This is a genomic window from Mesorhizobium sp. M7A.F.Ca.US.006.01.1.1 (assembly GCF_003997935.1).
GTDB lineage: Bacteria > Pseudomonadota > Alphaproteobacteria > Rhizobiales > Rhizobiaceae > Mesorhizobium.
Map to the genome: position 1 here is coordinate 1 of NZ_RZQL01000230.1, position 11,012 is coordinate 11,012.

The window sequence follows — 11,012 nt, forward strand, 5'->3', positions numbered from 1 at the left end:
GCTTGACGAAAGCCGACGTGCCGCTGGGCTTCGGCACGCGGATCGCCGTAACCATCTCGCCGGGCAGCAGAGCCGTGCGGCGGTTGCCGAGAATGAAGTCCTGCAACGGCAGGTGCCGCGTCGCTGCCACCGAGCGCAACTCGACCTCGGCATCGAGGACGAGCAGGGCCGGCACGCCGTCGGCGGCAGGCGATGCGTTGCAGAGATTGCCGGCGACCGAGGCGACATTCTGGATCTGCACCGAGCCGACCTCTCGCGCCGTCTGTTTCAGCGCCTCGAAGGCCGGCGGCAAGGGATGGCGGACGATGTCGGTCCAGGTCGTGCGCGCGCCGATGACGAAATGGTCGCTCGTCTCGGCAATGCCGCGCAGCGCCGCCAAGCCGTTGATGTCGAGAACATTGTCGCGGAACGGTTTGCTGCCCTGTGCCGGATAGAAATCGGTGCCGCCGGCAAGGATGCGCCAGGCGCCCTCGCCAAGCAAAGCGAGCGCTTCGTCGACCGAGGTGGGTTTCGCGTAACGGATCACGCTTTGCCTTCCAGAAAAGGAACTTGTCGAATCCGATATTTCCGGCGTTCGAGCCGAGAAATTCATTCGTATGCAAATGATATCAAGCCCGCAGGATTTGTCAAAGCCCGAGTTTGCAGCGGCCCGGCCGGCACGCATTTGTTATGTCGCGAGAGGTTGACGCCGCCGGCCATCTGGTCAAGTTTCTGCGTCCGGTCGCGTCAGCGGCATTTTCCACTGGAGCCTGCATACGGAAGAGGAAAGCCCATGGCCGACGAAGCGCTTGTTGTCATCGACCTGCAGAACGACTTTTGTCCCGGCGGCGCGCTGGCGGTTGCTGGCGGCGACGAGATCGTGCCGCTGGTCAACGACCTGATCCGGCGAACCGACCATGTCGTGCTGACGCAGGACTGGCATCCCGCCGGCCACTCCAGCTTTGCTTCCAGCCATCCGGGCGCGCAGTCCTTCACCATGATCGAGATGCCGTACGGCCAGCAGACGCTGTGGCCGGACCACTGCATCCAGGGCAGCCTCGGCTCGGATTTCCATTCCGGCCTCGCCTGGACCAAGGCCGAGCTCGTCATCCGTAAGGGATTTCGGCCTGATATCGACAGCTACTCGGCCTTCTTCGAGAACGATCGCAAGACACAGACCGGCCTTGCCGGCTACCTCCGGGAGCGCGGCATCGACACACTGACCCTGGTCGGGCTGGCGACCGATTTCTGCGTCGGCTTTTCGGCGCTGGACGCCGTTAGCCAGGGCTTCAAAACCACAGTGCGGCTCGATGCCTGCCGCGGCATCGATCTCAACGGTTCGCTCAATGCCATGCTGCAGCGCATGCGCGACGCCGGCGTGACGCTCGAAGACCCTTTGTCGGATTGAACGGCCCTTGGGCAAGCACCCCCTCACCCGGATTGCCAGCCGAATTGCGAAGGGCAATTCGGGGCAATCCGACCTCTCCCCGAGGGGAGAGGAGTTCGCCGGCGTTGATGCCAGCCTCTTCTCCCCAGCGGGGAGAAGGTGGCCGCGCAGCGGCCGGATGAGGGGGCCTTTTTCGTGCGCGATCCCATGCGCTGTAACGGTTTTCGCAATACTGTTTCCTGGAACAGCTTTTGCCGCCGAAGACCACGGCCTGCCCGGCGCTTCGATGTCGCTGTGGTGGGCGCTGCCCTTTGCCGGGCTGCTATTGTCGATCGCCACCGGTCCGCTGCTGTTTCCTCATGTCTGGGAACATCACTACGGCAAGATGTCGGCCCTTTGGGCGGCGCTGGTGATCGTGCCGCTGACGGTTGCCTTCGGTGTCCCCACGGCGACCGAAGCGGTGCTGCATGCGTTGCTCACCGAATACATGTCGTTCATCATCCTGCTGTTTGCGCTGTTCACCATTTCCGGCGGCATTCTCATTGCCGGCAACATTCACGGCACGCCGCTGGTGAATGCCGGCCTGCTGCTGGTCGGCGCGCTGCTGGCCTCGGTGATCGGCACGACCGGCGCCTCGATGATCCTGATCCGGCCGATCATCCGCGCCAACGACGCCAGGCCGTTCAACGCCCATGTCGTCATCTTCTTCATCTTCCTGGTGTCCAACATCGGCGGCTCGCTGACGCCGCTTGGCGATCCGCCGCTGTTCGTCGGCTTCCTCAGAGGTGTCGACTTCTTCTGGACGACCGCCAATCTCTGGCGCGAGACGCTGTTCGTCGGCGGTGCCGTGCTGGCCGTCTTCCTAGGCATCGACATCATCCTGCATCGGCGCGAGGCTGGCGCGCCGAAGATCAAGGATCCGACGCCGGATACCAAGGTGCGTCTGCGCGGCCTGGCCAATCTTCCGCTGCTGGTCGGCGTGATCGGCGCCATCCTGCTGTCGGCCGCCTGGAAACCGGGCGTGAGCTTTTCCGTGTTCGGCGTCAGTCTCGAACTGCAGAACCTGGTGCGCGACGCCATCATCCTGGCGCTGGCCCTGCTATCGCTTCCGCTCTCCTACAAGAGCCACCGCGAGGCGAACGGCTTCAACTGGGGTCCGATAGCAGAGGTGGCCAAATTGTTTGCCGGCATCTTCATCTGCATCGTGCCGGTCATCGCCATCCTAAGGGCAAGCCATGAGGGGGCACTGGCGCCGCTGGTCTCGCTTGTCAGTTCGCCCTCGGGTGCGCCCAACGACCTCGCCTATTTCTGGCTGACCGGGGCTTTGTCATCCTTCCTCGACAACGCGCCAACCTATCTGGTGTTTTTCGAGCTTGCCGGCGGCGACCCAAGGCATCTGATGACGGAATTCGCCTCGACGCTAGCGGCGATCTCGGCCGGCGCGGTGTTCATGGGCGCCAACACCTATATCGGCAATGCACCGAACTTCATGGTCTATGCTATTGCCAGGCATCGCGGCGTGAAGATGCCGGGCTTTTTCGGCTATATGGCATGGTCGGGCCTGGTGCTGATCCCGATATTTTTGGTCGCGGGCTTCCTGTTCTTTGGCTGATCAACCCACGCCGACATAGCGGCGCACCGCCGACGGGTCGGCGCGCAACTCCTCGACGTCGACCGTCTCGCGGTTGCGGCCGTTTTCGATGAAGGCAACGTGGTCGGCGACAGAAAGCACCGCATCGACACGCTGCTCGACCAGGATGGTCGAGACGCCCATGTCGCGCAGCTTCGACACCGTCTCGCGGATCTTGGCGATCATCGATGGCATCAGCCCTTCGGTCGGCTCGTCGAGCAGCAGCACCTGCGGCTCCAGGCAGAGCGCGCGCGCCATTGCCAGCATCTGCTGTTCGCCGCCGGACAATGTGCCCGAGCGCTGCCGCAGCCGTTGGCGCAGCAGCGGAAAGAGGTCGAGCACGTTTTCCCGCACGGCCTTGTCCTTGCCGCGCGCCATCAGGCCGATCTCGATGTTTTCCGCCACCGTCATCTCGGCGAACAGCCGCCTTCCCTGCGGCACATAGGCGACGCCGGCCTTGGGCACCTCATGCGCCGGCAGACCAGTCAACTCTTGGCCAGCCAGTTTGATCGAGCCGGCGCTTGAGGGAACCAGCCCCATGATGGCTTTGAGCGTCGTTGTCTTGCCGGCGCCATTGCGGCCGAACAGGCACAGCACCTCGCCCTTGTTCAGCACCAGGTCGAGGCCATAGAGCACCTGGACCTCGCCGTAGAAGCAATCGAGCCCCGAAATGGTGAGGGCTTGAGACTTAGGTTCAGTCATGGGGCGGTCCCCAGATAGGCTTCCTGCACCGCCGCGTTCTCGCGGATCGCTTCGGGCGTGCCTTCGGCGAGGATCTCGCCGGCATTGAAGACCGTGATGCGGTCGGCCAGTTGCATGACAACCGGCATGTTGTGCTCGATCAGAAGCACGGTGGCGTTTTTGGCGATCTCGCGCACCAGGGTGATGAAATTGTCGATCTCGCTGTCGGCCAACCCTTGCGTCGGCTCGTCGAGGATCAGCAGGCGCGGCTTCAGCGCCAGGCCCATCGCCACTTCCAGCAGGCGCTGATGGCCGTAGGACAACTGCCCGGCCGGCATCTGGGCGCGATCGGCCAGGCCGGTGCGTTCGAGTGCGGTCATGACAGCGGCCTGTATCGCGCTCTTGGAATGGCTGCCATGCCGCAGCGTCAGTTGCGCGGGCAGCGCGACGTTGGCGTAAACGGACAGGTTGGCATAGACGCTGGTGAGCTGGAAGGTGTAGGCGATGCCCCTGCGCACCCTGACATAGGCAGGCAGATTGGTGATGTCGGCGCCGTCGAAGACGATCATGCCGGCAGACGGCTGGATGCGGCCGCTGACCAGGCTGACGAAGGTGGTCTTCCCCGCCCCGTTGGGGCCGATCACGGCGCGGATCTCGCCCGGCATCAGCGCGAAATCGACATTGTCGACGGCGCGCAGACCACCGAAATTGCGCGACAGGCCCTTGGTGGTCAAAAGCGGCATCATGGCAGCCACCCGAGCCAGCGCTGGCGGATGCTGCCCAGAATGCCTTTCGGGAAAAACAGCACCAGCAGGATCAGCGCGATGCCGACGATCAGCAGATAGGCGGAGGTGTAGCCGCTGGTGATATCGATGACATAATACATGAACAGCGTGCCGATCAGCGGCCCAAGCGTCGTCGCGGCACCCCCCAGCAGCACCCACAGCAGCGGCAGGATCGAATACTGCACCGACGCGAAGCTCGATCCGACATAGCCGAACAGCAGCGCATAGGCGGCCCCCGAGGCCGCGCAGATGATGCCGGAGATGACGACGGCGGCGAGCTTGTTCGAAAACGTATCGTAGCCGAGCATCTTCGTGCGCTCCTCATTCTCGCGGATGGCGACCAGCACGCGGCCATAGCGGGAGCGGACGATGGCCAATGTGACGAGCAGCACGATGGAAAACAGCGCCAGCGCTGTCATGTAGCGCACCGTCGGATTGGTGAGTTCGAGCGATGTAGCGCCAAAGCTGAGCACCCGCGCCGGCTGCGGCACGACCATGCCCTGGTCGCCGCCGGTCCATGTCGCGAAATAGAGGATGAGGAGGTAGAACACTTGAGCGAACATCATGGTGACGATCATGAAGGCGACGCCCGTGGTGCGCAACGCCAGCAGGCCGATCACGAGTGAAACAACAACACCACAGCCGAGGCCCGAGGCGAATGCCGCTGGTACGCTCCAGCCGAGCTGGATGATAGCCAGGCCGGCGCCATAGAGCCCGGCGGCAAAGAACATCGCATGACCGAGGCTGAGCAGGCCGACATAGCCGAACAGCATGTTGTAGCCCATGGCAAAGACCGCCAGCACCATGATGCGGGCAAGCAGGCCGTGATAATACTCCGGCAAAAGGAAGCTCAGCATGAACAGCAGCGCGATGACGCCGAGATGCAGGGCATAAGCCTTTGCCGGCGAAGCTTCGCTCATCGCGATGCCGTCCCGAACAGGCCTTGCGGGCGGAACACAAGCACCATGGCGACGAGCAGCGTTGCGATGATCTTGGCCAAAGTCGGCGAGAAGAACATCGAGATGATACCGTCGGAGAGGCCTATCAGCACAGCGGCGACGACCGTGCCGCGCAGCGAGCCGAGGCCGCCGATGATGACGACGATGAAGGAGAGCAGCAGCGGATCCTGCCCCATCAGATAATGCGCCTGGCTGATCGGCACGATCAGCACCGCCGCTATGGCCGCCAGCATGGCGCCAAGCGCGAAGACGCCGCCATAGACCCGGCCGACAGGAATGCCGAAGGCTTGCGCCGTCTCGCTGTCATACTGCGTGGCTCGCATGACGAGGCCGATCCGGGTGCGCGTCAGCACCAGCCATGTCGCGGTCAAGAGAAGCGCGGAAGCGGCGACAACAGACAGTTTGTAGCCGGAATAGCCGAACCACGGCAAAAGGATGCGGTAGTTGAAAGGCGGCTCCACCGGCCGCGCCTCCGGACCGTAGAAGGTCAGTGCCAGCTGCTGGATGATGTAGAGCATGCCGATGGTGGCAACGATCGTGGCTTCCGGATTGTAGTTCAGCCGGCGCAGCACCAGCCGCTCGGCGATGAGCGCAATGGCGCCGACGATCAGCGGCGCAATCACCAGCGCCGCCAGGAAGCCAAGCGCCGGATGGCCGCCGATCGCCGTCGAGATCGCCCAGGCGAGCACCGCACCCAGCATGAAGAACTCGCCATGCGCGACATTGACCACCCGCATGACGCCGAACACCAGCGACAGCCCAAGCGCCGTCAGCGCCAGCACGGCTGAGGTGACGAGGCCTTCGAGGGCGGCGAGGAGGAGGTGGGGACCGAAGTGCATGCTACACGCCCAAGGCAGGCGCGAGGCGCACCCCCCTCTGCCCTGCCGGGCATCTCCCCCTCAAGGGGGGAGATTGGCTGTCGGGCCGGCTTTCGCCAGTTGCCGAGGTAGGTAGGTGTCCGCCGGCGCAGAAACTTCCCATCTCCCCCCTTGAGGGGGAGATGGCCGGCAGGCCAGAGGGGGGTGCCTTGGCGCTCACGCTGCTGAAGCTAAGCCTCACAGCGCCTGCGTCGTATAATCCCCCTCGGCCTCGTAAAGCCCGTCCTCGATCTTGGTCTTGTGCACGACCTTCAGCTTGCCGCCTTCGACCTTGGAGATGTTCTGGATGCCGAAGCACTGGTGGATCTTGCCGTTGAAGGTTTTCGGTCCCTGTGGATGCTCCGGACCCTCGGCGAACTCGGTCAGCGCTTCGGTCGCCTCGACCAGCTTGGCACGGTCTTCCGGTCCCTTGTAGCCTGCATCCTCCATCGCCTTCTTGACGACGTAGAGCGTTTCCCAGCAGCCGAACATGTGGGCTGCGGTGGAGACGTCCTTGGGGTCGCCGACGGCCGCCCCATTGTCGTCGATGCCCACGGCGGCGCGATAGGCCTTTTGCGCTTCGCTGTCATCGGGCTGCGCGTAGCGCGGCGAGCCTTCCCAGAAATGGCTGCCGTCGAGGAATTCGAGGCCGGGGCTGTTGATGTCGGTGGCTTCGAGCGAATCGATGAAGCCGAACAGTTGCGGCCGGTTGGAGCCGTAGAACTCACCGAGCTCCTTGACGAAGGTGAGCACGGCCGGGCCGACCATGACGTGGTAGATCACCTCGGTCTCGGTCGGGATCTGCGGGAAGTATTTGGTGAAGGACGATTCCGTCGGCGGGATGGCGATCTGCGCGATGACCTCGCCGCCCTGTGCCTTCAGTGCCGGCGGCAGGTAGTCGCGGTGGTCGTAGCCGAAGGCGAAATCCGGGAAGATCTGCGTCACCTTCTTGCCGGCATTGGCCGCGATCCACGGTGCCATCGACTGGATTTGGCTCTTCACGTCGGTGATGCCGGGCTGGAAGACATAGCGGTTCAGCTTGGTCGAGGCGACGTGATGGCCTTCGCTGACGACGAAATAGGGCATCTTGTTTTCGCCGGCGGCGGGCGCCGAGCCGATGACGACATGCGAGAACAGCGTGCCGAAGACGATGTCGGTCTTGTGCTGGGTGGCGAACTTGCCGACCACCTCGGCGCCACGGCCGGGATCGGTGCCGTCATCCTCGATGATCACCTCGACCTGGCGGCCGTTGATGCCGCCAGCGGCGTTGATCGCCTTGACCGCGGCAGCGGTGGTCTTCTCGTACCAGCGGCCATAGGCGGCGCCGATGCCGGTGCGGTGTGACTGGAAGCCGATCTTGATCGGCGCTGAACTCTGCGCCTGGGAATAGCGGACGAAGCCGGGGGCCAGGCCGAGGCCGGCGCCTGCGGCTAACCCCTTCAGCGCCGTGCGGCGGGTCAGGGCAGTCTTGGAGAGGTCGAAAAATCCGTTCTTGTCAGCCATGTTCGTTCCCCTGTTTTTCAGTTTTGACCAACGATAAGGCGGCTTCGGCATCCTCGCTCAGAGGACGCAAAAAATTGCATGTGTACAAACTAAATCACCAAAGCCTTGATGTGGCAAGCGAGCTTCCCCAACGATATCGAGGCCGTCCTTTTCTCATCCGGTGGTCGGCGTGGCAAGCAACCAGAGGCCGAAGACGGTGTAGGCGATCATCAGCAAGGTAAGCGGGAACTGGCTGAGGGCTGCGCGGGAAGGCTGCGGGTGCAGGCGCCAGGCTAAGCCGTGGGCGACGAGGACGGCGAGCACGTGGCCAAGGATGATGGCGCTGGCCTGGACATTCCACAACCACCACGCCGAGTCCGCCCCGGCTACGATGCCGGCCTCGATCTGCATGTCGGCGGTGCCGAACAGATTCCAGCCCAGCGCGAACGGATCGGACAGGGCGGCCAACGCATACTGGCCGTCGACCAGCAGTGCCGTCAGGTAGTGCGCGACATGATAGGCGATCGCGATCGGCACGATCGACCAGACCAACAGCCCCGCCGCCTGGCCAAACGGCCGATCGGGACCGGCAAGTCGCTGGCCTAGCCAGACCGCAAGAAGAAAAACCGCCGCCAGCAGCAGGAACGTCAGGACGAGCCCGAAAGTGCCGCTGCCGATCACTGCGGTGCGGCCGGGAAATTCGAGCGGGTTGATGCCGAACAGGCCGAGCCAGAAGAAGGTTTTCGACAGCCCGTCGAAGGATACCGACGACAGAGCGAGCAGCAGGAAAGCCATGCCGCTGGGCGGCAGCGGCTCCGCGGCGAGCAGTTTGGCGCCCGGCCAGCAAAGCGCAAGCCGGCCATGCTCGTTCCGTTCCACGATTGCGAAACGCGCCACCATCGAAAAGAAGACCGTCAGGAATTCTCCGCTGCGGCTCCAGGCGCGATAGCCGAACGCCAGCATGGTCAAGAAAGTGAACAGCCAGTAGAGGCCGGCGGCCAAGGCCAGCCGCGCTGGATCGTCGGGCGCGTGATCGATGAGTTCGAACCAGGCAAAGGCGAAAAACAGGATGACAGCCGGCCAGCAGCCGACCCATCGGGGCAGGCGCCATGCTCCGTGATCCCCGGTTCCGAACAGGCGCGAGGCGAGACGCCATGGTCCATACCAGGGGGTCAGCCATGACCAGAGGTCGCCGAAGACGCCTTGCAGCAGCGTGACACCGGCCCACAACAGTGTCCAGATCACCAGTGGCAGAGGATTGGACAGTGGGTCGCGGCTGCCGAAAAGGCCGGCGGTGATGAGAATTGCAAAGCCGGCAAAGGATATCAGGCTGAAGGTGATGCGAGCGCTTTCGCCGAAGGTGAACAGCGGCAGGCGTCGGCGCCAGAAGCGGTCAAGCGAATCCGCAGGCAGCAGCGCCAGAACGAGGAAGCTGACGGCTACGGCGAAGGCGCCGCCGACCAGATAGTAGCCGGTCGGCAGGAGCAGGACGTGGCCGCGATCGGAGGCGTGGGGGAAGGCTGGGGTGGGCAATATGAGCGATGCGGCCGTAAGCAACAAAGCCAACGATAGGTGATGGCGCTCTACGGCGCCCCCCTCTGTCCTGCCGGACATCTCCCCCACAGGTGGGGAGATTGCCAGTTTCACCGCCGGCTCTACCCTAGCAACGCAGGAGATTGGCGAAAGCAAATATGAGGACGCAATCTCCCCCCTCGTAGGGGAGATGTCCGGCAGGACAGAGGGGGGCGTGAAGGAACTCATCCTATCCAAGATTGCCGTCTTGGCTGACGTGGTCACCCCTCACACCTTGACCAGTTGCTCCACGCGGTCCTTCTCGCCAAAAATCCTGATATACCGCTCGATCTCTTTCTCGTCGCCCGTCGCCTTGGCCGGGTTGTCGGAAAGCTTGACCGCTGGCCTGCCGTTGGCCTCGGTGACCTTGCAGACCAGCGATATGGCATCCAGGCTGTTGGTTTCCGTCGGCGCGCAGCCTTCGAAATCATTGGTCAGATTGGTGCCCCAGCCGAAGGACATGCGCACCTTGCCTTTGAAGTGGCGATAGGTCTCTTCGATCGTCTCGACCTCGAGCCCATCGGAGAAGATCAACAACTTCTGCCTGGGATCCTTGCCCTTGTCGCGCCACCAGGACAGGATCTTTTCGCCGCCTTCGATCGGCGGCGCGCTGTCGGGGCGAAAGCCGGTCCAGTCGGCCACCCAGTCCGGCGCGTCGCGCAGGAAGGAGGCGGTGCCGAAGGCGTCGGGCAGCACGATCAAGAGATTGCCGCCATAGTAACGCTGCCAGTCCTGCAGCACCTTGTAGGGCGACTGCCTCAGCTCTTTTTCCGAGTCGGCGAGGGCGGCGAACACCATCGGCAGCTCATGTGCGTTGGTGCCGAGCGCTTCGAGGTCGTTGTCCATGGCCAGAAGCACGTTGGAGGTGCCGGTGAACGCTTCGCCGATGCCTTCCTTCAGCGCCTCGACGCACCAGCGCTGCCACAGGAAGGAATGGCGCCGGCGCGTGCCGAAGTCCGAGATGCGGATGCCGGGCAGCGCCTTCAGCCGCTCGGTCTTGGCCCACATCTTGGACTTGGCGCGGGCATAGAGCACGTCGAGCGCGAAAGGGCCGAACGCCCGCATCGCCGCGCGCGATCGGAGTTCGTTGATGATGGCGAGCGCCGGGATTTCCCACAGCGTGGTGTACATCCACGGCCCGCTGAAGGTCAGCTCATACTGCCCGTCGCGCTTCGACAGCTCATATTCGGGCAGCCGGAAGCCTTCCAGCCAGGCGAGGAACTCAGGCTCGAAGATCTGCTTGCGGCCGTAGAAATTGTTACCGCCGAGCCAGATCATCTCCTTCTTGGAGAAGCGCAGCGTGCGGGCGTGATCGAGCTGCTCGCGCAGTTCGCCCTCGTCGATCTCGTCGGCAAGGCGCGCCGACGTCGTGCGGTTGATCAGCGAGAAGGTGGTGTCGACCTTGGGATACATGCCCCAGATCATCTGCAGCATCAAAAGCTTGTAGAAATCCGTGTCGAGCAGGCTGCGCACGATCGGATCGAGCTTCCAGGTGTGGTTGTAGACGCGCCGCGCAATATCGGTCTTAGCCATGTTTCAACACCGCCTTCGCTGCCTGCCATCCACAATCGCGACAGGCCTAATAGCATCGAATCGGCCGGAACGCTGCCCGCTTTCAGGCTGGCCCGACAAAAAGAGCTGCCTGCATGCGTCCGCGCGCAGCTTGTCATCAGCTTGCGG

10 protein-coding genes are annotated in these 11,012 nt (G+C 63.5%); 2 read left to right on the forward strand and 8 right to left on the reverse strand.

Features of this window, described 5'->3' with window-relative positions:
- The coding region (locus tag EN943_RS29320; RefSeq protein ID WP_206522829.1) for an FAD binding domain-containing protein at positions 1–526 on the reverse strand (526 nt) is incomplete at its 3' end.
- A 246-nt stretch (positions 527–772) separates the two neighbouring features.
- Here EN943_RS29320 and pncA point away from each other — a divergent pair.
- Both pncA and EN943_RS29330 read left to right on the forward strand, forming a co-directional pair.
- On the forward strand, positions 773–1,387 hold the full coding sequence (pncA, locus tag EN943_RS29325) for a bifunctional nicotinamidase/pyrazinamidase (RefSeq protein ID WP_127415649.1): 615 nt from the start codon (positions 773–775) through the stop codon (positions 1,385–1,387).
- A gap of 157 nt (positions 1,388–1,544) precedes the next feature.
- Positions 1,545–2,978 carry a sodium:proton antiporter gene (locus EN943_RS29330; protein WP_127415650.1) on the forward strand — a complete coding sequence of 478 codons (1,434 nt, stop codon included), beginning with the start codon at positions 1,545–1,547 and terminating at the stop codon, positions 2,976–2,978.
- Here the strand turns inward: EN943_RS29330 and EN943_RS29335 are convergent, their stop codons facing one another.
- The 7 genes from EN943_RS29335 to pncB form a co-directional block, all read right to left on the reverse strand.
- Positions 2,979–3,698 (reverse strand): ABC transporter ATP-binding protein, encoded by a 720-nt coding sequence (locus EN943_RS29335; protein WP_127415651.1) that lies wholly within the window; start codon positions 3,696–3,698, stop codon positions 2,979–2,981. It lies immediately after the preceding gene.
- Positions 3,695–4,423, reverse strand: coding sequence for an ABC transporter ATP-binding protein (locus EN943_RS29340; RefSeq protein ID WP_127415652.1), 729 nt, complete (start codon positions 4,421–4,423; stop codon positions 3,695–3,697). Before EN943_RS29340 ends, EN943_RS29335 begins: the two co-directional genes overlap by 4 nt.
- Entirely contained in the window at positions 4,420–5,382 is a 963-nt protein-coding gene (locus EN943_RS29345; RefSeq protein ID WP_127415653.1) for a branched-chain amino acid ABC transporter permease, read from the reverse strand. Before EN943_RS29345 ends, EN943_RS29340 begins: the two co-directional genes overlap by 4 nt.
- Positions 5,379–6,260 carry a branched-chain amino acid ABC transporter permease gene (locus tag EN943_RS29350; RefSeq protein ID WP_127415654.1) on the reverse strand — a complete coding sequence of 294 codons (882 nt, stop codon included), beginning with the start codon at positions 6,258–6,260 and terminating at the stop codon, positions 5,379–5,381. The genes EN943_RS29345 and EN943_RS29350 overlap by 4 nt, the downstream gene beginning before the upstream one ends.
- A gap of 216 nt (positions 6,261–6,476) precedes the next feature.
- Positions 6,477–7,781 (reverse strand): ABC transporter substrate-binding protein, encoded by a 1,305-nt coding sequence (locus EN943_RS29355; protein WP_127415655.1) that lies wholly within the window; start codon positions 7,779–7,781, stop codon positions 6,477–6,479.
- Positions 7,782–7,934: 153 nt separating this feature from the next.
- Positions 7,935–9,374 (reverse strand): hypothetical protein, encoded by a 1,440-nt coding sequence (locus tag EN943_RS29360; RefSeq protein ID WP_127415656.1) that lies wholly within the window; start codon positions 9,372–9,374, stop codon positions 7,935–7,937.
- Positions 9,375–9,560: 186 nt separating this feature from the next.
- A complete protein-coding gene (pncB, locus tag EN943_RS29365; RefSeq protein ID WP_127415657.1) occupies positions 9,561–10,865 on the reverse strand; it encodes a nicotinate phosphoribosyltransferase in 1,305 nt (434 codons plus the stop codon).
- Between the last annotated feature and the right edge of the window lie 147 nt (positions 10,866–11,012).